General features: G+C 69.1%; 19 protein-coding genes. 12 read left to right on the top strand and 7 right to left on the bottom strand.

Annotated features, from left to right (window positions below; all coding sequences use genetic code 11):
- The first annotated feature begins 20 nt into the window (after positions 1 to 20).
- The 5 genes from XAN126_RS0103785 to XAN126_RS0103765 all read left to right on the top strand — a co-directional run bounded on the left by XAN126_RS0103785 (position 21) and on the right by XAN126_RS0103765 (position 5,205).
- A complete protein-coding gene (locus XAN126_RS0103785; RefSeq protein WP_024277271.1) occupies positions 21 to 680 on the top strand; it encodes a TetR/AcrR family transcriptional regulator in 660 nt (219 codons plus the stop codon).
- A 114-nt stretch (positions 681 to 794) separates the two neighbouring features.
- Positions 795 to 1,217 carry a nucleoside-diphosphate kinase gene (ndk, locus tag XAN126_RS0103780; protein WP_024277270.1) on the top strand — a complete coding sequence of 141 codons (423 nt, stop codon included), beginning with the start codon at positions 795 to 797 and terminating at the stop codon, positions 1,215 to 1,217.
- 180 nt (positions 1,218 to 1,397) lie between these two features.
- Positions 1,398 to 2,105, top strand: a complete 708-nt coding sequence (locus XAN126_RS0103775) for a TerC family protein (RefSeq protein ID WP_024277269.1) — start codon at positions 1,398 to 1,400, stop codon at positions 2,103 to 2,105.
- A gap of 167 nt (positions 2,106 to 2,272) precedes the next feature.
- On the top strand, positions 2,273 to 3,016 hold the full coding sequence (locus XAN126_RS0103770) for a TerC family protein (protein ID WP_024277268.1): 744 nt from the start codon (positions 2,273 to 2,275) through the stop codon (positions 3,014 to 3,016).
- 68 nt (positions 3,017 to 3,084) lie between these two features.
- Positions 3,085 to 5,205 carry a molybdopterin oxidoreductase family protein gene (locus XAN126_RS0103765; RefSeq protein WP_024277267.1) on the top strand — a complete coding sequence of 707 codons (2,121 nt, stop codon included), beginning with the start codon at positions 3,085 to 3,087 and terminating at the stop codon, positions 5,203 to 5,205.
- A 67-nt stretch (positions 5,206 to 5,272) separates the two neighbouring features.
- On the opposite strand, the gene purN is transcribed toward XAN126_RS0103765, so the two are convergent.
- Genes purN through XAN126_RS0103750 form a run of 3 tightly spaced genes read right to left on the bottom strand, consistent with a single transcriptional unit; the run spans position 5,273 to position 7,973 of the window.
- Positions 5,273 to 5,932 carry a phosphoribosylglycinamide formyltransferase gene (gene purN / locus XAN126_RS0103760; RefSeq protein ID WP_024277266.1) on the bottom strand — a complete coding sequence of 220 codons (660 nt, stop codon included), beginning with the start codon at positions 5,930 to 5,932 and terminating at the stop codon, positions 5,273 to 5,275.
- Positions 5,929 to 7,002, bottom strand: coding sequence for a phosphoribosylformylglycinamidine cyclo-ligase (gene purM, locus XAN126_RS0103755; RefSeq protein ID WP_024277265.1), 1,074 nt, complete (start codon positions 7,000 to 7,002; stop codon positions 5,929 to 5,931). The genes purN and purM overlap by 4 nt, the downstream gene beginning before the upstream one ends.
- Positions 7,003 to 7,043: 41 nt before the next feature.
- On the bottom strand, positions 7,044 to 7,973 hold the full coding sequence (locus XAN126_RS0103750) for a hydrogen peroxide-inducible genes activator (RefSeq protein ID WP_024277264.1): 930 nt from the start codon (positions 7,971 to 7,973) through the stop codon (positions 7,044 to 7,046).
- A 123-nt stretch (positions 7,974 to 8,096) separates the two neighbouring features.
- Here XAN126_RS0103750 and XAN126_RS0103745 point away from each other — a divergent pair, with 123 nt between their 5' ends.
- Positions 8,097 to 9,602, top strand: coding sequence for a catalase (locus XAN126_RS0103745; protein ID WP_024277263.1), 1,506 nt, complete (start codon positions 8,097 to 8,099; stop codon positions 9,600 to 9,602).
- Positions 9,603 to 9,716: 114 nt separating this feature from the next.
- On the opposite strand, the gene aqpZ is transcribed toward XAN126_RS0103745, so the two are convergent.
- The gene (aqpZ, locus tag XAN126_RS0103740) at positions 9,717 to 10,406 is read right to left on the bottom strand and encodes an aquaporin Z (RefSeq protein WP_024277262.1); all 690 of its coding nucleotides are present in this window, start codon (positions 10,404 to 10,406) and stop codon (positions 9,717 to 9,719) included.
- Between the two features lie 418 nt (positions 10,407 to 10,824).
- Here aqpZ and XAN126_RS0103735 point away from each other — a divergent pair, with 418 nt between their 5' ends.
- Together XAN126_RS0103735 and XAN126_RS0103730 are read left to right on the top strand one after the other, a co-directional pair.
- A complete protein-coding gene (locus XAN126_RS0103735) occupies positions 10,825 to 11,106 on the top strand; it encodes a hypothetical protein (RefSeq protein WP_024277261.1) in 282 nt (93 codons plus the stop codon).
- Positions 11,107 to 11,228: 122 nt separating this feature from the next.
- Positions 11,229 to 13,766 carry a hypothetical protein gene (locus tag XAN126_RS0103730; RefSeq protein WP_024277260.1) on the top strand — a complete coding sequence of 846 codons (2,538 nt, stop codon included), beginning with the start codon at positions 11,229 to 11,231 and terminating at the stop codon, positions 13,764 to 13,766.
- A 71-nt stretch (positions 13,767 to 13,837) separates the two neighbouring features.
- On the opposite strand, the gene mdoH is transcribed toward XAN126_RS0103730, so the two are convergent.
- Positions 13,838 to 15,670: a glucans biosynthesis glucosyltransferase MdoH gene (gene mdoH / locus XAN126_RS0103725; RefSeq protein WP_024277259.1), complete on the bottom strand. Its 1,833-nt coding sequence runs from the start codon at positions 15,668 to 15,670 to the stop codon at positions 13,838 to 13,840.
- A gap of 65 nt (positions 15,671 to 15,735) precedes the next feature.
- Between mdoH and XAN126_RS0103720 the strand changes: the two genes are divergently transcribed.
- From XAN126_RS0103720 to XAN126_RS0103705, 4 genes are read left to right on the top strand one after another with little or no spacing between them, the layout of a single operon-like run.
- Positions 15,736 to 16,746: a zinc-binding alcohol dehydrogenase gene (locus XAN126_RS0103720; protein ID WP_024277258.1), complete on the top strand. Its 1,011-nt coding sequence runs from the start codon at positions 15,736 to 15,738 to the stop codon at positions 16,744 to 16,746.
- A 30-nt stretch (positions 16,747 to 16,776) separates the two neighbouring features.
- A complete protein-coding gene (locus XAN126_RS0103715; RefSeq protein WP_024277257.1) occupies positions 16,777 to 17,187 on the top strand; it encodes a 6-carboxytetrahydropterin synthase in 411 nt (136 codons plus the stop codon).
- Positions 17,184 to 18,242: a glycosyltransferase family 4 protein gene (locus XAN126_RS0103710; protein WP_245272205.1), complete on the top strand. Its 1,059-nt coding sequence runs from the start codon at positions 17,184 to 17,186 to the stop codon at positions 18,240 to 18,242. Before XAN126_RS0103715 ends, XAN126_RS0103710 begins: the two co-directional genes overlap by 4 nt.
- Positions 18,239 to 19,105 carry a hypothetical protein gene (locus tag XAN126_RS0103705; RefSeq protein WP_024277255.1) on the top strand — a complete coding sequence of 289 codons (867 nt, stop codon included), beginning with the start codon at positions 18,239 to 18,241 and terminating at the stop codon, positions 19,103 to 19,105. Before XAN126_RS0103710 ends, XAN126_RS0103705 begins: the two co-directional genes overlap by 4 nt.
- A 3-nt stretch (positions 19,106 to 19,108) precedes the next feature.
- Here XAN126_RS0103705 and XAN126_RS0103700 read toward each other — a convergent pair whose 3' ends face one another.
- Together XAN126_RS0103700 and XAN126_RS0103695 are read right to left on the bottom strand one after the other, a co-directional pair.
- Positions 19,109 to 20,032, bottom strand: a complete 924-nt coding sequence (locus XAN126_RS0103700) for an SH3 domain-containing protein (protein WP_024277254.1) — start codon at positions 20,030 to 20,032, stop codon at positions 19,109 to 19,111.
- Positions 20,029 to 20,388 carry a hypothetical protein gene (locus XAN126_RS0103695; protein WP_024277253.1) on the bottom strand — a complete coding sequence of 120 codons (360 nt, stop codon included), beginning with the start codon at positions 20,386 to 20,388 and terminating at the stop codon, positions 20,029 to 20,031. Before XAN126_RS0103695 ends, XAN126_RS0103700 begins: the two co-directional genes overlap by 4 nt.
- Positions 20,389 to 20,413: the final 25 nt, after the last annotated feature.

The following is a 20,413-nucleotide window of genomic DNA, read 5'->3' as shown; positions in this document are numbered from 1 at the left end:
CTACACCGTATAGTGTACTTATGTCAAGCGACAGTCCCTCCCCGCCGCCCGTGCCGGGCGCCGCGTCCGATTTCGCACCGGCTGATGCCCGCAAGGGGCGCGACCGCCGCACCACCGTGCCGCGCATCCGCGCCGCCGCGCGCCGGCTGTTTCTGGAGCGAGGCTATGAGGGCACCTCCATGGACGCCGTCGCGGCGGCCGCCCCCGTTTCCAAGCGCACGCTCTACCAGCACTTTCCCGGCAAGGCCGAGCTGTTCGCCGCGGTCATCGACGACGCCTGGTCCCACTTCACCCGCGCGCCCATGCTGCCCGGCGACGCCGCCGGCGATCCCCGAGCGGTATTGCGCGCCTATGTGGGGCGCCTCACCGAGCATTGGGAGCGGCCGGACGTTGTGCCGCTGCTGCGGCTGGTGATCGCCGAGGCGCCGCGCTTCCCGGAACTGTCGCAAGCCTATTTCGCCGTGGGCAAGGAGCCGGCTCTGAAGGGCCTCGGCGCCTATTTCGCCACCCTCGCCGGGGAAGGCCGCCTCGCCACCAGCGATCCGCAGTTGGCGGCGGCGCAATTCCTAGGGGCCATCAAGGAGCCGCTGTTCTGGCCGCGGGTGCTCGGCGTGCCGGTGGCATTCGATGCCTCCGCCGCGGTGGAGCGGGCCATCGACGGGGTGCTGAAGGACCGCTGAGGGCGGGGCATTTCGCCCCTTCCCTTGCCCCTTGGGCGCCCCCCTGCTAAGAGCCGCGCCATCCGCGGGATGCTCGCGGCATTCCTTTTCCATGAACAGACAGGACGGTCCCCCATGGCGATCGAGCGCACTTTCTCGATCATCAAGCCCGACGCCACGCGTCGGAACCTCACCGGCGCCATCAATGCCGTCATCGAGAATGCAGGCCTCAAGATCGTGGCCCAGAAGCGCATCCGCATGACGCGCGAGGAGGCCGAGACCTTCTACGCCGTCCACAAGGAGCGCCCCTTCTTCGGCGACCTCGTGGCCTTCATGACCTCCGGCCCGGTGGTGGTGCAGGTTCTTGAAGGCGAGAACGCCGTCGCCAAGTACCGTGAAGTGATGGGCGCCACCAACCCGGCGAACGCCGCCGAGGGCACCATCCGCAAGCTGTTCGCCGAGTCCATCGAGGCGAATTCCGCCCACGGCTCCGACAGCACCGACAATGCGAAGGTGGAGATCGCCCAGTTCTTCTCCGGCAATGAAATCGTCGGCTGAACTGGTATTTGATTAGGATTCCGCGGCGCGCGATCGAATTTGTGCGCCGCGGCGTCCGGTTTTTGTTGAGCGTTCCCTTCCGGCAGAATAACGTAGCGTCAAAATCCAAAATACGGCGCACCAGACGCAGAATACAATCTCGCGGTGACGCTGACGCTCTAATGGCCCGGGGTAGGGATCATGTCGCTCGATTCACCAGTGCTCTGGCTGGCACTGCTCCAGATCATATGGATCAACGTCCTGTTGTCCGGCGACAACGCGGTGGTGATTGCCCTCGCCTGCCGCTCATTGCCGGAGAAGGTGCGCCGTACGGGCATCATCCTCGGTGCCGGCGTGGCCGTCGGCCTGCGCATCATCTTCACCGGCATCGTCGCGACACTTCTGGCCTTGCCGTGGCTGAAGCTCGTGGGCTCCCTCGCCCTCATGTGGATCGCGGTGGATCTCGCCAGTCCTGACGAAGGCGGCGAAGAGGCCATTCAATCCAGCGACAACCTCTGGAAGGCCGTGGGCACGGTGGCGGTGGCCGACATCGTCATGAGCCTCGACAACGTGGTGGCCGTGGCCGCCATCGCCGACGGCGACTGGTTCCTGCTGGTCTTCGGCCTCGCCATCTCCATTCCGCTCATCATCGCCGGCTCCTCGCTGGTGATGGCTCTCATCAACCGCTTCCCGCTGCTGGTCTGGGCCGGCGCGGCGCTGCTCGGCTGGGTCGCCGGCGACATGCTGCTCGGCGATGTGGCCATCATCGAGCGCCTGGGCGAAGAGACCACCCATCACCTCCACCGCATCGTTTCGGCTGGAGGTGCCGCGCTTGTGGTCGGCCTCGCGCTGGCCCTGCGCTGGTACAAGGGTCGGCGCGCGCACGCCCACGACGACCTCGCAGCCTGAGACGATCGAGACGAAAGGGGCCGCATCCGGCCCCTTTTTTCTGCCCCTTAATTGACGTAACGGAAGTTCTGCTGCGTCATCAACATGACGTAACGTAATAATAACTGCGGCGCGCCCAAACCCGAGGGCCCCGCCGTATTACCCGCCTGCACCCCATGGAGTGGACGATGGATTTCACCGCGCCGACCTTCTGGGTCGCCCTTCTGCAGATCATCTGGATCGACCTGCTCCTGTCCGGCGACAATGCGGTGGTGATTGCGCTGGCCTGCCGCTCGCTGCCGGCGAAACAGCGCAAATGGGGCATCCTGCTCGGGGCTGGCGCAGCGGTGGGCCTGCGCATCCTGTTCGCGCTGGCGGTGTCCTACTTGCTCGGCGTGCCGTTCCTGAAGGTGGTGGGCGGCCTCCTGCTGTTCTGGATTGCCATCAAGCTCGTCACCGACAACGGCGGCGATGCCCACGAGGTGGCCGCTTCGGACAGCCTGTGGAAGGCGGTGCGCACCATCGCCATCGCCGACGCGGTCATGAGCCTCGACAATGTGGTGGCCATCGCCGCCGCCGCCCGCGGGCACTGGGAATTGTTCGTATTCGGCCTGCTGCTGACCATTCCGCTCATCATCTTCGGCTCGCAGCTGCTGCTCTCGCTGCTCACGCGCTTCCCCATCCTCATCTGGGCCGGCGCGGCGCTGCTCGGCTGGATCGCGGGGGAGATGCTGGTGGGCGACGTGATGGCGCTCAGCTACCTGCAGCACATCAACCCGGCGCTGGTTAAGGTGGCGGAGGACGGGCTGCACCCGGCCGCCCTGCCCCACTATGTTGCCAGCACCATCGGAGCCCTCTTCGTGCCGGGGCTCGGCTACGTCCTGCGCAACCGGGAGCGCAACCGCGCCGCCGAGGCCGGGCACGGCGCCTGAGCCGCTCCTGACGCAAGACCTGAAAAGGGGGCGACGGAACGCGTCGCCCCCTTTATTGTCTCGGGGCCATGAACCTCCATGCCCCGACCGTTTCGCACACCGCCCACAGTCCGGTTGCGACCCACCCGTCCGTCTGTCCCCATGACTGCCCGTCCGTCTGCGCCCTGAAGGTGGACGTGATGGCCGACGGCCGCATCGGCCGGGTGCACGGCTCCAAGGACCAGCGCTATACCGCCGGCGTCATCTGCGCGAAGGTCGCCCGCTACGCCGAGCGGGCGAACCATCCGGACCGCCTGACCCATCCCCTGCTGCGCACCGGCCCCAAGGGCTCGGGACAGTTCACCCGCATTTCGTGGGACGAGGCGCTGGACCGGGTGGCCGAAGGCCTCCTGAAGGCCGAGCGCGAGCACGGGGCGGAGTCCGTCTGGCCGTACTATTATGCCGGCACCATGGGCCTCGTGATGCGTGACGGCATCAACCGGCTGACCCATGTGAAGCGCTATTCGCGCTTCTTCTCCTCCATCTGCGTCAATCCCGCCTGGAGCGGCTACATGGCCGGCGCCGGCCAGATATCCGGCGTGGACCCGCGCGAGATGGCCTCTTCCGGCCTCATCACCCTGTGGGGCACCAATGCGGTGTCCACCCAGGTCAATGTGATGACCCATGCCATCCACGCCCGGAAGAAGCACGGCGCGAAGATCGCGGTGGTGGATGTCTATCGCACGCCCACCATGGAGCAGGCGGACATTCCCCTCCTCATCCGCCCCGGCACCGACGGCGCGCTGGCCTGCGCGGTGATGCACGTGCTCTTCCGCGACGGCCTGGCCGACCGCGCCTATCTGGAGCGCTACGCCCGCGACGCCGCCGCGCTGGAGGCGCATCTCGCCACCCGCACGCCGGAATGGGCCTCCGCGCTCTGCGGCCTGCCGGTGGACGAGATCGAGGCCTATGCGCGGCTCGTGGGCACGACGCCCGCCTCCTATTTCCGCATCGGCTATGGCTTCTCCCGCAGCCGCAACGGCGCGGTGAACATGCACTCGGTGGCGTCCATCCCGGTGGTGGCCGGAAGCTGGCAGCATCTCGGTGGCGGCGCGCTGCATTCCATGTCCGGCACCTATGGCTGGCGCAAGAAGATGATCGAGGGGCTCGACCGGCTCGATCCCACCGTGCGCGCCCTCGACCAGTCCCGCATCGGCCCCATCCTGATGGGCGAAACGGATGCGCTGGCCGGCGGCGGCAAGGTGGCGGCGCTCCTCATCCAGAACACCAATCCGGTCGCCGTCGCCCCCGAGCAGGAGAAGGTGAAGCGCGGCTTCGCGCGGGAGGATCTGTTCGTCGCGGTCCACGAGCAGTTCATGACCGATACGGCCCGGATGGCCGACATCGTGCTGCCGGCCACCATGTTCACCGAGCATGACGACATCTACGGCGCGGGCGGGCATCCCCACATCCAGATCGGCACCAAGATCGTCGAGCCGCCGGGCGAGTGCCGCACCAACCACGACGTGATCTGCGCTCTGGCATCACGCCTCGGCGCCGAGCATCCCGGCTTCGCCATGACCGCCCGCGAATTGATCGACTGGACCCTGCGCGAGAGCGGACGGGGGCCGGTGGAAGCACTGGAGGCGGCCCGCTTTATGGACGTGGGCCAAGACTTCCGCGCCGCCCATTTCCTCGATGGCTTCGGCCATCGCGACAAACTTTTCCACTTCGCGGTGGACTGGGCGAACCTCTCCTTCCCCGCGCCGGGCAAGTTCGGCCCGGTGACGGACATGCCGGCCCTGCCCGACCATTGGGCGGTGATCGAGGAGGCGGACGAGGTCCATCCCTTCCGCCTCGTGACGGCGCCGGCCCGCAACTTCCTCAATTCCTCCTTCACCGAAACGCCCACCTCGCAGGAGAAGGAGGGCGCGCCCTCGCTGCTGGTCCATCCCGATGACGCGGAGAGGCTGGGCGTGGCCGAGGACGATCTGGTCGCGGTGGAGAACCCGCGCGGACGGGTGGAGCTGCGCGTCCGCCTGTTCGACGGGCTGAGGCGCGGCGTCGTCGTCTCCGAGCAGATACAGCCGTCCGGCGCCCATCGCGGCGGGCGGGGGATCAACACGCTGACGGGGGCCGACCCGGTGGCGCCGGTGGGCGGCGCCGCGTTTCACGACAACAAGGTGCGGGTGGTGAAGATCGAGGCGTGAGGCTCTCACGCCTCGGCCTGTCTCAGGAGCGCCAGCACTGTGGACAGCGGGCACCCGCCCGGGAGAATTAAACCCCCGGCGAAACCAGCGGCGGCAGCCCGCCTTTGGCGCCAGTGATCTCCACCCGCTCGTCGGCGACCTTCAGCCGGCCGGCGGCCAGAAGCTCCAGTCCCTTGGGATAGATCACATGCTCCTGCGCCAGCACGCGGGCGGCAAGGGCGTCCGGCGTGTCGTCGGCTTCCACCGGCACGGCGGCCTGCAGGATGATCGGCCCCTCGTCCATCTCGGCGCGCACGAAATGGACGGTACAGCCGTGGAAGCGCACCCCCGCCTCCAGCGCCCGTTCATGGGTGTGCAGGCCCTTGAAGCTCGGCAGGAGCGAGGGGTGGACGTTGATCATCCGGTTGCGCCAGCGCTCCACCAGCCACGGGGTCAGAAGGCGCATGAAGCCGGCGAGGCAGACGATCTCGATGCCCTCGGCCTTCAGATAGGCGTCGAGGGCCGCGTCGAAGGCGAGGCGGTCGGCATAGCCCTTGTGCGACAGCACGAGGGTGGGCACGCCGTGCTCCTTGGCGAAGTCGAGGCCGGCGGCGTCCTCGCGGTTGGAAAGGACCAGCGCGATCTCGGCCGGAAAATCCGGCGCCTCGGCGGCCTTCACCAAAGCAGCCATGTTGGAGCCGCGGCCGGAGATGAGGATCGCGGTGCGTTTCGGCGCCGCCTCGCTCATGACGCGAACCCGAAGTCAGCGGCCCCGTCATAGACCACATGGGCCGCGCCGGTGCCTGGCTCGATGACGCCAAGGCGGATCACCGTCTCGCCTGCGGCGGCGAAGGCGTCCGCCACCTCTTCCTCGCGCTCCACGGGGACCACCACGGCCATGCCGACGCCGCAGTTGAAGGCGCGCAGCATTTCCTCGGGCGCCACCGCGCCAACGCTCGCGAGCCAGCGGAAGACCGGGGGGACGATGAGGTTGGAAAGATCGATGCGGGCGATGGTGCCGGCCGGCAGCACGCGTGGCAGGTTCTCGGTGATGCCGCCGCCTGTGACATGGGCCAGGGCCTTCACCGCGCCGGTCCCGCGGATGACGGAGAGCACGCTCTTCACATAGAGCCGCGTGGGGGTGAGCAGCGCCGCGCCGAGGGTCTGGCCCTTGTGGAAGGGCGCATCGTCGGTCCAAGCGAGGCCGGAGCGCTCGACAATGCGGCGCACCAGCGAATAGCCGTTGGAATGCACGCCGTCCGAGGCGAGGCCGAGGATCACGTCGCCCGGCCCCACATCCTTGCGCGGCAGCAGCTCGGTGCGCTCGACCGCGCCGAGGGAGAAGCCGGCGAGGTCATAGTCGCCATCCCGATACATGCCCGGCATCTCGGCCGTCTCGCCGCCGATGAGGGCGCAGCCGGCCGCCTTGCAGGCGCGCGCGATACCCGCGACGATGTGGGCGCCCACCTCCGGCGCGAGGCGTCCGGTGGCGAAATAATCGAGGAACAGCAGCGGCTCGGCGCCCTGCACCACGAGATCGTTGACGCACATGGCCACGAGGTCGATGCCGATGGTGTCGTGCACGCCGGTATCGATGGCGATCTTGAGCTTGGTGCCCACGCCGTCGGTGGTGGCGATGAGGAGGGGATCGGCAAATCCCGCCGCCTTCAGGTCGAACACGCCGCCGAAGCCGCCGATGTCCGCGTCGGCGCCCGGCCGGGCGGTGGCCTTCACCAGCGGCTTGATGAGATCGACCAGGCGGTTGCCCGCATCGATGTCCACGCCCGCGTCGCGGTAGGAAAGTCCGTCCTGAGCCATAGGATCCCCGTCTTTGCGCGGGGCTTAGCCGCGAACGCGGGTCAAAGCAAGGCAGAGCGCCGGTCTTCGCCGTCTTGCACAGCCGGGCGGCAGGCCCGGACCATCGCGGCGACCTGCTCCACGTCGTCGCGGAACGGCAAAGTGCGCCGCCAGACGAGGCCGATGGTGCGGGACGGAGCGGGACCGGGAAAGCGCAGCAGCCGCACGCGCGGGATGCGCCCGCCCTCTGACGCAACGAACATCTGCGGCAGCAGCGTCACGCCCTGCCCGTTGGCGACCAGCTGGGCCAGCGTCGACAGGCTGGAGGCGCCGAAGCGCCGCAACTGGCGGGCATCCACCTTGCGGCAGACGTTGAGCGCCTGGTCGCGGAAGCAGTGGCCGTCCTCCAGCAGCAGGAGGTCGGCGGCAAGGATGTCCTCGGCGGCGGCGGTCTCGCCCGGAAAATCCGCCGAACTTTCGGGAACGGCGAGCAGGAACGGGTCCTCGAACAGCGCCTTGGTCTCCAGCGCCGGGTGCTCCACCGGCAAGGAAAGGATGACGAGGTCGAGGTCACCATGGGCGAGGTCGTTCACCAATTGCTCGGTCTGGCTCTCCCGGAGCGCAATCTCGACGCCCGGCCAGCGGCCCGCCATCTCCGGCAGCAGGCGCGGCAGGAGATAGGGCGCGATGGAGGGGATGACGCCGAGCCGCATCCGCCCTTCCAGCAGGCGCCCGCGATCGCGGATGGTGCGTTCCATGTCGGCGAGGGCCGCGAGCACGCCGCGGGCGCGCGATGCCGCCTCCTCCCCCACCGGCGTCAGCCGCACACCGCTCCGCCCCCGCTCGACGAGACGGACACCGAGCATCTCCTCCATCTCGCGGATCTGCATGGAGAGGGCCGGCTGGGTGACAGCGCATTCCTCTGCCGCGCGGCCGAAATGGCGGTGGCGGGCAAGGGCGTCAAAGTAGCGGAGCTGACGGGTGGATAGCACCTGATAAGATTACCTTATCGAAAACTCAATGCAATCTGATTTGTGCTTATTCCAACTCACGCCCATCCTGCGCCCCGGTTGATCCGCCGCCGTCACGGCGCGGGTCCAAGCAGGGAGCCCTTCATGACGCGACCCACCCTCACCACCACCGCCGGCAATCCCATCGCCGACAACCAGAATTCGCTCACCGCCGGCCCGCACGGCCCGGTGCTGATGCAGGACTACCAACTCCTGGAGAAGCTCGCCCACCAGAACCGCGAGCGCATTCCCGAGCGCGTGGTGCACGCCAAGGGCTGGGGCGCCCATGGCACGCTGACCATCACCGGGGACATCTCGAAATACACCAAGGCGAAGGCGCTCCAGCCCGGCGCGCAGACGCCGATGATCGCCCGCTTCTCCACGGTGGCCGGCGAACTCGGCGCGGCGGATGCCGAGCGCGACGTGCGCGGCTTCGCGCTGAAGTTCTACACGCCCGAGGGCAACTGGGACCTCGTGGGCAACAACACGCCGGTCTTCTTCGTCCGCGATGCCTACAAGTTTCCGGACTTCATCCACACCCAGAAGCGCCATCCCAAGACCAATCTGCGCTCTCCCACCGCCATGTGGGACTTCTGGTCCCTCTCGCCGGAGAGCCTGCACCAGGTGACGATCCTGTTCTCCGACCGCGGCCTGCCCGTGGGCGTGCGGAACATGAACGGCTACGGCTCCCACACCTATTCCTTCATCAACGAGGCGGGCGAGCGTTTCTGGGTGAAGTTCCACTTCAAGACCCTGCAGGGCCACAAGCACTGGACCAATGGCGAGGCCACCGAGGTGGTCGGCCGCACCCGCGAATCCACGCAGGAGGACCTGTTCACCGCCATCGAGCGCGGCGAATTCCCCAAGTGGAAGGTGCAGGTGCAGGTGATGCCGGAGATGGATGCGGAGAAGACCTCCTACAATCCGTTCGACCTCACCAAGGTGTGGCCGCACGGCGAGTATCCGCCCATCGACATCGGCGTCATGGAGCTGAACCGCAATCCGGAGAACTATTTCAACGAGATCGAGCAGGCGGCCTTCTCGCCGTCCAACATCGTGCCCGGCATCTCTTTCTCACCGGACAAGATGCTGCAGGCCCGTATCTTCTCCTATGCGGACGCCCACCGTTATCGCCTGGGCACGCATTACGAGCACCTGCCGGTGAACGCCGCCAAGTGCCCGGTGCACCACTACCACAAGGACGGCGCCATGCGGTTCTTCCCGCAGATGACCGGGAGTACCGACGCCTATTACGAGCCCAACTCGTTCAACGGCGCCGCCGAGGACGCCAAATATGCCGAGCCGCCGCTGAAGATCTCGGGCGATGCCGAGCGCTACAGCCACCGCATCGGCAATGACGACTTCTCCCAGCCCCGCGCCCTGTTCGAGCTGTTCGACGCCGGCCAGCGCCAGCGCCTCTTCAACAACCTCGCGGCGGGCATGTACGGCATCCCGCAGGAGATCGCCGACCGCCAGATCGCGCTCTTCACCAAGGTCCATCCCGACTACGGGGCGGGGGTGAAGGCGGCTTTGGAGCACGAGACCCGCGCCAAGGCGGCGGAGACGGCGCAGCAGCAGAAGAACCCGGCCGGCCCGGTGGCAGCGGAATAAGTGACCGGCCGAGTGACGTGATCCCGTAGCGGGGGTTTGCCGGGAGCCCTGACCCGGCAAACGGAAAGGGGGCGCGCCTTACCGGCGCGCCCCCTTTTTATGCCCGCGGCTGGATCAGTCCTCCAGCACCTTCAGCTTGAACAGCAGGCCGGCGAGATAGGCGCCGATGAGCGGCACCACGATGAACAGCCAGAGCTGGGAAATGGCCTTGCCGCCCGCGAACAAGGCCGGGCCGATGGAGCGGGCGGGGTTCACCGACACGCCGGTCACGGGAATGAAGACGATGTGGATCATCACCAGCGACAGGCCGATGGCGAGGCCCGCCGCCTGGGTGATGCCCGCCTTGGAGGTGGAGCCGAGGATCACCACCAGGAACACGAAGGTGCCCACCAGCTCGGCGAGGATCGCGGCGCCGAGGCCGTAGCCGCCGATATAGCCCTCGCCCCAGCCGTTCTGGCCGAGACCGGCGGTCTTCACATCGAAGCCGGCCAGCTTGCCGGAGGCGATCATGAACAGGATGGCGGCGCCGGCGATGCCGCCCAGGATCTGGGCGATCCAGTATTTCGGAACTTCGGAGGTGGGGATGCGCCCCGCCGCCCAGACGCCGATGGTGACGGCGGGATTGATGTGGCAGCCGGAGACATGGCCGATGCCGTAGGCCATGGAAGTCACGGCGAGGCCGAAGGCGAAGGCGATGGCGAGCATCCCGATGGGCGCGGAGCCGTAGCCGGTGAGCACGGCGGAGCCGCAGCCGAAAAGGACGAGTACCGCGGTTCCGATGAACTCGGCGACGTATTTGTTCATTGCCCAGTCTCCCCTGCGCGCCTCCGCCCGTCGCGACCGGGCAGTTGGCACGCATCCAGCACAGGTTCTGGGGCCGAATTCACCGCCAAGGCCGATCGAAACCGGGCGGATCCGGCTCCCCCGCGGCGCATGGAAGGCGCGCCGCAGCCCAAGCGAACTCCGGCTAACGGCAGAGATCAAGACTGGAACTTCAAATCGCAGCCGCTCCCGCCCACCTTTTTGAGGTGCGGCGGCGCAGCATCGCGTGCCGCGCTCGCGAAAAGATGAACGGAAGGTAAAGGCCCGTGTCGGCACGGGTTCAGCCCCGGCGTCGTACAAGCAGGATGAAAACATCCTCCATTGAGGGGACGACCTGCCTCGGCCCGGCGTTCTAAGCCGGCCACGCGACGTCGAACAACGAGCTGCCCCGGACCCTGCCATGAAGACCTCATCCCTGATCGCGGCTGCCGCCACCACCTTCATCGCCATCGCCGCCTGGGGTGGCGGCGACCTCGTGCGTGCCTTCCCCGGCGATGCCGCTCCCGCCATGGCGAAGGCGGACCAGCCCGTGGCACGCAACGTCGCCTACCAGTGGCGCGACTATTGGGATCGCGGCGGGGCAGACACTGCGACGCGGGCCTGCCCGGCGCGCAAGGCCATCAGCCTGTCGTGGCAGGGCCCGCGCCTCTCCTGGCAGCGCAGCTGCGCCCGGGCTGGCTGAGCTTCATGCCTCGCGCGCCACGGCCCGGCGTCGCAACCCGAAGGTGCCACCCGGCCACGCTGACGTTCGACTGCGAACATGGTAGGTGTGCGCGCCCCGGTGTTTCGGGAGGGAGGGAGTTCATGAAGCGACTTTGGAGCGGCGCCTCAGCCGCCGCGCTGGTTGCAGCGGCGATGCTGTGGACCGCGACGGCCGACGCCCAGCAACCCCAGTCGACACCTCAGGCGCAGGCCCAGCCCGGAGCCACGCCCTCCGCGCCGCCGACCTGGCCGCGCGTCTATGACCTGCCCGACAATCAGGTCCTCCAGCTCTATCAGCCGCAGATCGACGTGTGGACCGGCGACACCATGTCCGGCCGCGCCGCCGTCGCCATCGGCGTCAAGACGGGGACGCCGACCTACGGCATGGTGAAGTTCACCACCCGCGTCGCCATCGACAAGCCGGCCGGCCTCGTTCATTTCGCCACCTTCACCATCGATGGCGTGCAGGTGCCCACCGAGCCGGCCAAGGCGGGGGAAATCCGCTCGGCCCTCCAGACCCGCCTGCCGCCCGACGGCATGACCGTGCCGCTCGACCAGCTCCAGGCGAGCTATGCGGTGAACCAGGAACTGGCCAAGGTCCAGACCCAGCCGGTGGACAACACTCCGCCGCAGATTCTGTTCGCCACCACGACCACGATCCTCGTTCCGGTCGCCGGCGAGCCGGTGCTGCGCCCGATCAAGGGCGTCAGCGGCTTCCAGCGGGTCGTCAATACCCGCCCGCTGCTGCTGAAGGACGATGCCGGCACCTATCATCTGGAAGCCGCCGGCCACTGGTACGAGACGCCGAGCCTCGGCGGCACCTGGATCGTCACCCCCCAGGTCTCCGATGCCCTCGCCTCCGCCGGCAAGGCCGCCATCGCCGAGACCCCGGCCGATCCGCTGCTCAACAACGACAAAAAGCCCATCAACCCGGCCCCGGCCATCATCGCCGTCACCAAGCCGTCCGAGCTGATCCAGACCGATGGCCAGCCGCAGATGCTCCCGGTCGCCGGCACCAACCTGCTCACCATGAACAATGCCGATCATGCGGTGTTCATGGAGACCACCTCCAATTCCTATTACGTCCTGATCTCCGGCCGCTGGTTCAAGGCGCCCGACCTCAAGGGGCCGTGGGCCTTCGTCGCCAGCAACGCGCTACCCAAGGACTTCTCCAAGATCTCGCCGAACGATCCGAAGGCCAACGTGCTGGTCTCCGTCGCGGGCACGCCGCAGGCGAAGGAAGCCGCCATCGCCGCCACCATCCCGCAGACGGCCACCGTGAAGCGCAGCGTGGAGCTGAAGGTCGCCTATGAGGGCGCGCCCAAGTTCGAGCCCATCAGCGGCACCGCGCTCGCCTACGCGGTGAACACCGCAACGCCGGTGATCCGCCTCGCCCCCGACCGCTTCTATGCGGCCAACAACGGCGCCTGGTTCGCGGCCGTCGATCCCGCCGGCCCCTGGCGGGTCGCCGATGTGGTGCCGGACGTGATCTACACCATCCCGGTGTCCTCGCCGATGCACTACGTCACCTACGTCCGCATCTACGGCTCGACGCCGGACGCGGTGGTGGTGGGCTATACCCCCGGCTACATGGGCGTCGTGGTCGCGCCCGGCGGCACGGTGGTCTACGGCACCGGCTACAATTGCGTCGGCTATGTGGGCTTTGCCGACTGGTATTCCTGCCCCGTCACCTACGGCGTCGGCGCCGGCTTCGCGCTGGGCCTCGACACCGGCTTCGCCTTCGGCTTTGCCGCTGGCTGGGGCTGGGGCGCTGCGGTCTATCCCTATTGGGGTCCCTACTGGCATCCCTATGGTCCCTATGGACCTTATGGACCCTACGGCCCGTGGGGCGGCCACTGGGGCTACACCAACCTGAACCAGACCAACCTCTATGGCCGCTGGGGCGGCGCCGCGACCGTCAACCACGCCTGGGGCACCACCTGGAACGGCACCGACTGGTCAGGCCGCGACTGGCACGGCACCACGGCAAACGGCACCAACTTCGCCGGCCGCTCGGCCGCCGCGTTCAATCCCTATTCCGGCAATTATGCCGCCGGCCGGGAGAACGCCCGCTACAACCCCACCACCGGTGCCCGCGGCGAAAGCCGCGCCGGGGTAGAAGGCAACGCCTATACCGGCAATGCCGCCGCCGGGCGTGAATCCGCCGGCGCCAACCCCACCACCGGCACCTACCACGCCTCCCAGACCGGCGTGACTGACAACCACGGCAACGTGAACGTCAACAGCCGCGGCGTCGCCGGCAATGCCAAGACCGGCAACGCGGTGGCCTGGGACAACGGCCATGTAGCGGTGGACCACGACGGCAACGTCTACCAGCACAACGACAACGGCAGCTGGAGCCAGCACACCACCTCCGGCTGGCAGAACACCACCCGCGACACCTCCAGCCTCGATCACGAGGAGCAGGCCCGCTCCTGGGGCAACCAGCGGGTGTCGAGCTATGGCGGCGACGGCTTCGGCGGCGACGCCTATGGCCATGGCGACAGCTTCGGCTCCGGCGGCTTCGATCGGGACTTCGGAGGCTTCGGCGGCGGCGATCGCTTCGGCGGTGGCGGCGGCTGGGGTGGTGGTGGTCGTGGCTTCGGCGGCGGGTTTGGCGGCGGCTTCGGCCGGCGCTGATCCCACCCCATCGCACAGAATAGGAAAGGCCGGGCTTGCGCCCGGCCTTTTTGTTTCTGCGCCGTCTCGGATCAGGCCGCCCGGCGGGTCTCGAAGCTTTCGCCCGCGAGCAGGCGCTGCACCCGGCTGGGGCGGAACTCCTCCGGCACCGCGCACAGGCCAAGGCGCACGCAGAGCCGGCCGAGGCGCGGATCGGCGGTGGCCATGGTGAAGGGAATGGCGAGGACATAGCCCGCCAGAACCGGCGCCGCCCACAGCGCCAGCACCGGCTGCACCGCCAGCAGCGCGACGAGCACCGCGAGGCCGAACACCGTCTGCGGCCAGAACGCCCGCGCCGCATGGGCGAAGTCCACCCCATGGCCATCGCGCGCCTGTGCGCGCCAGGATGCGCGCACCCGGCCCAGCAGCAGGCGGACCATCTCCAGCGTCACCGCCATGGCGGTGATGGCGCTGAGCAGGAAGGAGAACACCAGCTCCACCGCCACGGACGCCGCAAAGCGCAGCGCGCCGCCATAACGGGCGACGCCGCCCGAGGTCAGCAGGACGTCCGCGACGCCGGCGAGCTTGGGCAGGAGCGCCATCGCCATCATGCCGGCATAGAGCGCCAGAGCGAGCGCCGCGGGATAGGCCGGACCCGCCTCCGCCGCCGCCAGCGGCAGCAGCGCCAGAAGCGTCGGATGCGCCGGCACCGTGACAAACATCAGGATGGCCCAGACCAACTGGAACCGGCTCATGGGCTGGAGGCTCGCGGCGAGGCCCGGCACGGTCAGCAGGCGCAGATACTGGAGATTGCCGAGGCACCAGCGCAGGTCGCGGCCGACGAAATCGGTGGCGGCGGGCGGATTCTCCTCATAGCTCTCGCTCTCCACCGGCAGCACGCGCACCTCGTAGCCGGCGCGGCGCATGAGCACCGCTTCCACCTGGTCGTGGGAGAGCACGGGTCCGCCGAACGGCGGGCCGCCGGGAAGCGCGGGCAGGTGGCAGGCGTCGCGGAAGGGCGCGACGCGGATCACCGCATTGTGCCCCCAGAACGGCCCGCAATCCCCCGCCCACCAGCTCGCGCCGAGGGTGTAGCTGCGCATGCCGTGGCGCATGCCGAACTGGAAGATGCGCCCGAACGCGCTCCGGGAGGGCAGGCCCACCACGAGGCTCTGCAGTATGCCGAGGCGCGGATAGGCAGCCATCAGGCGCACCATGGAGAGGATGGTGTCCGCCCCCATCAGGCTGTCGGCATCGAGTGGCAGCATGAAATCGTAGCGATCGCCCGCATCCGTGCAGAAGGAGCGGATGTTGCCGGCCTTGAACCCGGCATTGTCGGCCCGGCGGCGGTAGAAAATGCGGGAAGGCCCCTCCTGCGCCCGCCACGCCGCCACCAGCGCCTCCTCGGCAGCGGCGATTTCCGGCCGAGAGGTGTCGCTGAGCACATGGAAATCGAAGGCGCCGCCGTGGCTGGACAGGTCGAGATCCGCCTTCACGGCCTTCAGCCGCGCCAGCGCCCGCGAGGGATCCTCATTGCGCACGGTGAGGAGGATGGCGGTGCGCGCCGTGATCGGCCCTTCGGGCAGAGGCGCGGCGAGGAAGGGCGCCGCCGCCTCCACGCCCCGGCGCCGGCCGTGCAGCAGATAGAGCCCCACCGCCGCATTCCAGAAGCCGATGGAATTCCACGGCGTGATGGCGAGCGCGCAGACCAGCAGCAGCCCATCCACCAGCGAGAAACCGTCATGGGCGCCCAGCGCCACCATGCCGGCGAGGACGAGGGCCACCGTCGCCAGATTTGCGACCAGCATGAACAGACGGCGCCGCCGGAGCGTTGAGAGCGGCTGGATCAAAGCCGGCGTCAGCGTGGCCGACGCAGGTGCGGGTTTCTCCGGAAGCGTGGACAGTGGACCGGACCTTGAAGACATGCATAGCTCCCTGGGTGCCGGCGGCCCGCGGCGACGAAACCCCAAGCGTATACGAGAGCCAAAGCATGGCCGTTCATCCTGCGTCAACTTGCCACGCTTCGGTTTTCGCCCGCGCCCTCTGGTACGTCGCGCCCGGCATCAGCGAGCTGAGGCCCGGCGTGCTGCCGTCGGTGGACGAGGCCACCGCGCAGGTCCGCACCGAATACAGCGCGATCAGCCGCGGTACCGAGCGGCTGGTGGCCGCCGGGCTCGCCGATCCCGTCCATCGCAAGCGCATGCGCGCGCCGTTGCAGGAGGGCGAGTTCCCGTTTCCGGTGAAGTACGGTTATTGCGCCGTCGGCGAGGTGGAAGTGGGGCCGCCCGAACTGCTCGGCCGCCGCGTCTTCTCCCTCGCGCCCCATCAGGAGCGGTTCGTGGCGCTCACCGAGATGCTGGCCCCGGTGCCCGATGCCGTGCCGGCGCGGCGCGCCACCCTCGCCGCCAACATGGAGACGGCCCTCAACGCGGTGTGGGACGGCGGCTCCGGTCCCGGAGACCGCATCGTGGTGGTGGGCGCGGGGCTCGTCGGCCTGCTGGTCGCCTATCTCTGCGGCCGCCTGCCCGGCGCGGAGGTGACGGTGGTGGACACCGATCCCGCCCGCGCGGCGGTGGCCGCGACGTTCGGCGCCGGTTTCCTGCCCGCCGAGCCCGGCCCGACCGATCTTGATGCCGATCTCGTCTTCCACACCTCCGGCTCCTCGGCGGGCCTCAACACCTGCCTCGCCTGCTGCGGCGACGAGGGCCGCGTGATCGAGATGAGCTGGTACGGCGACCGTCCGGTGGACGTGGCGCTGGGCGGCGGCTTCCATCACAAGCGGCTCGCCATCCTCTCCTCGCAGGTGGGCGCCGTGAGCCCCGCCCGCCGCCCGCGCTGGAGCCGGCGCCGCCGCCTGCTCAAGGCGCTGGACCTCCTCGCCGACGACCGGCTCGATGCGCTCATCACCGAGGAGGTCGCCTTCAATGATCTGCCGACCCGGCTGCCGCGTATCCTCGAAGCCGGAGCGGAAGGGATCGCCACCGTCGTCAAGTATGGCTGAAGCCGGACCACCGGACAGAAAGGACATTCCATGTACGCGGTAGAGGTGCGGGACCACATCATGATCGCCCATTCCTTCCGGGGCGACCTGTTCGGCCCGGCGCAGGCGCTGCACGGGGCGACCTTCGTGGTTGATGTGGCCTTCTATCGTGAGGACCTGACCGAAGAAGGCGTCGTGGTAGACATCGCCCGCGCCCATGAGGCGCTGAAGGGCGTGCTCGGCCCGCTCAACTACAAGAACCTCGACGAGGTGCCCGCCTTCGCCGGCCGCAACACCACCACCGAAGTGCTGGCCCGCCACGTGTTCGACCACATGGCCGCCGCCGCCCGCTCCGGCGATCTCGGCACCGGGGGCGACGGTATTGTGCGCATCCGGGTTTCGCTGCACGAATCCCACGTCGCCCGCGCTTGGTACGAGGCCGACATCGGCCCCGCCGCGTGAGCGCTCCCGCGCGGCCGGCGGTGGCGCTGGTCCATCCCGGCGCCATCGATACCCCCAGCGGCGGCTATGCCTATGACCGGCGCATCCTCGCCGGTCTGGCGGCGCAAGGTTTCGATGCGCTGCCGCTCTCGCTCAAGGGCGGGTTCCCCTTTCCCACGGCGGACGAAATCGGGGCGGCCCTGGCCGCTCTGGCCGCGACGCCTTCCGGCACCGTGCTGCTGGCCGATGGCCTCGCCCTCGGCGCCCTGCCGGGCGAGGCCCTGCGGCGTCTCGGACGGCCTGTGGTGGCGCTGGTGCATCATCCCCTCGCATTGGAGACCGGCCTCTCGGAGGAGGTCGCGGCCCGCTTGCTGGAGAGCGAGGCGGGAGCACTCGCCGCCGCCGCCGCCGTCATCGCCGTCAGCCCCGAAACACGGCGGATGCTGGTGGAGCGCTATGGCGTGCCGCCGGAGAAGATCACCCTCGCCTTGCCCGGCACCGCCCCCGCGGCCCGCGTGCCGGCGGACGGCCACCCGCCGCGCCTGATCGCGGTGGGGTCGCTGACGCCCCGCAAGGGCTATGGCGTGCTGCTCGACGCCCTCGACGGCCTCACGGATCTCGACTGGACGCTGACCATCGTCGGCAGCCCGGATTTCGAGCCAGAGACCGCGCGGGAGATCGCCGCCCGCGCGGCCGGGTTCGGCCCCCGCATCCGCCTCGCCGGCGCGCTCCATGTGGCGGCGCTGGACGAGGCCTATGCCGCCGCCGATATCTTCGTCCATCCCTCCTTCTATGAGGGCTACGGCATGGTGCTGGCCGAGGCGCTGCGGCGCGGCTTGCCGGTCATCTGCACCACCGGCGGCGCCGCGGGTGAGACGGTCCCGGACGGGGCCGGCCTGAAGGTGCCGCCAGGCAATGCGGACGCCCTTGGCGCGGCGCTGCGCCCGCTGCTCATCGATCCCGCGCGGCGGCGGGCGATGGCCGATGCCGCCTTTTCCGCCGGCACCGCCCTGCCCGACTGGTCCGACACCGTCGCCGTCATCGGCCGGGTCCTGATGGAGGTCGCCAACCAATGAGCGAATTGGCCCCCGCCCCTGCCGCGACCTTCTCCGCCGGATGGCTCGCCCTGCGGGAGGCCGCCGACCATCGCGCCCGATCGGCGGCGCTGGAGGCGAAGCTCGCCGCCCGCCTGTCGTCCCTCGCGGAGCAGCGCATTGTCGATCTCGGCGCCGGTTCCGGCTCCAATCTCCGCGCCTTGGCGCCGAAGCTCGGACCGCGCCAGCACTGGATATTGGTGGACCACGACGACACCCTCGCCGAAGCCGCCCGGACCGCCTTTCGCACCTTCGCGGACGGCTGGCGGGAGGACGGCGCAACGCTGGTGCTCGATCTCGCGGGCAAAGAGGTGACGGTGGAGTTCGCCCTGCGCGACATCGCCGCCGACCCCGCCGCGCCGTTGACCTTCCAGCCCCACCTCGTCACCGCCTCGGCCTTCTACGACCTCGTGTCGGCGGACTGGTGCCGACGCTTCGCGGCAGCGTTCGCCGACAGCGGCGTGGTTCTCCATGCGGCGCTGACGTGCGACGGTCGGGATGCGTGGTCGCCACCCCATCCGGCGGATGCGGAAATCGCGGATGCCTTCCGCGCCCATCAGGCCACCGACAAGGGCTTCGGCCCCGCCGCCGGAGCAGACGCGGCGACCGTTCTGGGTGAGGCGCTTGCCACAGCCGACTACGCGGTCGAGACGGCAGACAGCCCGTGGCGGCTCGACGGCGGCGACAGGCAGTTGATCGCCGAGCTGGCGAAAGGCACCGCGCAGGCGGCGGTGGACAGCGGGCGGGTGCCGGCCGAGGTCGCCGCCGACTGGCATCGGGCACGGGCGATGGCGCAGACCTGCGTCATCGGCCATGTGGACCTGCTGGCGCTGCCGCGCGGCTGAAACTCAGCTGCAGTTCGTGACCTGGTTGGAGCAGATGCCGCGCCACCAGCCGCGCTTGCCATCCCGACTCTTGGTCAGCGCCCAGTTGGCCGAGCAGGCGTAAAGGCGCTCCAGCGTGCCGTCGATGGGCAGGTTGCCGGAGGGGTCGGCCGCGTCATCGCCGGGCGGGATGTCTTTGGAATCGACGCTCGGCGCCTGATGCAGGCGCATGACAGGCATCTGCGTGTTGGCATAGGCGCCGCCGGCCTTGTCCGCCGGAATCCAGCCGGCCCCCTTGTAGGTCTTCGGGTACGAGCGCGGCGGCGGATCATCGTAAGGCGCGCCGGGCGGGGTGGCGTTGCGAATGCGGAACCAGCCGTCCTTGTAGCCGGTGATCTCGAACTCCGCGTGCCAGCTGTCGTCCTCGCCCTGTCCCGACTCGGGCGTATGGCGCGGCGGGGCAAGGGTGCCGACCACTTTCGCCGTGGCCGAAGGCGCAGCGCGCACAGCAAGGCCCTTGCGGCTGGTGTCGATGGACCATGCCTTGATCTGGCAGGCCTCGACGCCCGGCTCCGCCTTCTGCTTCGCCAGACCGGCGAGGATATCCGCCTGCTCCTCCGCGACGGGATCGTCCCCCGCCGGGTCCTGAGGGGTGCGCGGGCGTACGGTGGCGGAGACGACCTTCCGGGCATCGCCCTCAGGCGTCAGCGTCACCTCCAGCACCTGCCCGGGCGCGAAGGCGCTGCCCGGTGTCCTGGGATCATCCGCCCCGGCGGGAAAGACGGCGATCAGCGCCGTCTGGCCCAGTTCGCCCGCGCGCAACACGCGGCCGGCGACCAGCGTCTTCGGCAGGTGCGCCGTGGCGGCGGCGACCCATGCCGGGTCTTCCGCACGGGCTTCGCCGACCAGCACCGGCGCCGTCACGACGAGAAGGAGGAGGCGCCTCATTGTGGCGCGATGATCTTCAGGGGCGTGGTGTAGGGCTCGACCCGCAGGCTGTCATTGCCGAGGATGCTGACGCGCGCCACCGGCGCCTGCTCCAGCGCCCCGTCCGCACCCTTGCGCACCGCATAGCGCCAGAGCGTCACCTCGCCCTTCGCCTTCAGCGCGCGGCCGATGGCCGTGACGTCGCTACCGCCGAGCGCTGCCACATCCTGCGGCGAGAGGCCGACGATGATCTCGTCCTTCACCGTGACGATCTTGAACAGCGGCGTCGTTTGCGCAGCAAAGGCCGCTCCGGAGAGGGCCAGAAGCGTCCCTGCGGCCAGCGAGAGGGAGAAGAGGCGTCGGGAAGACAGTGTCATTGCGGCGATCCTCGGGATGACGCAC

It is taken from the genome of Xanthobacter sp. 126, assembly GCF_000526175.1.
GTDB classification, from domain to species: Bacteria; Pseudomonadota; Alphaproteobacteria; order Rhizobiales; family Xanthobacteraceae; genus Xanthobacter; species Xanthobacter aminoxidans.
This window is presented reverse-complemented; position numbering and strand designations above follow the sequence as displayed.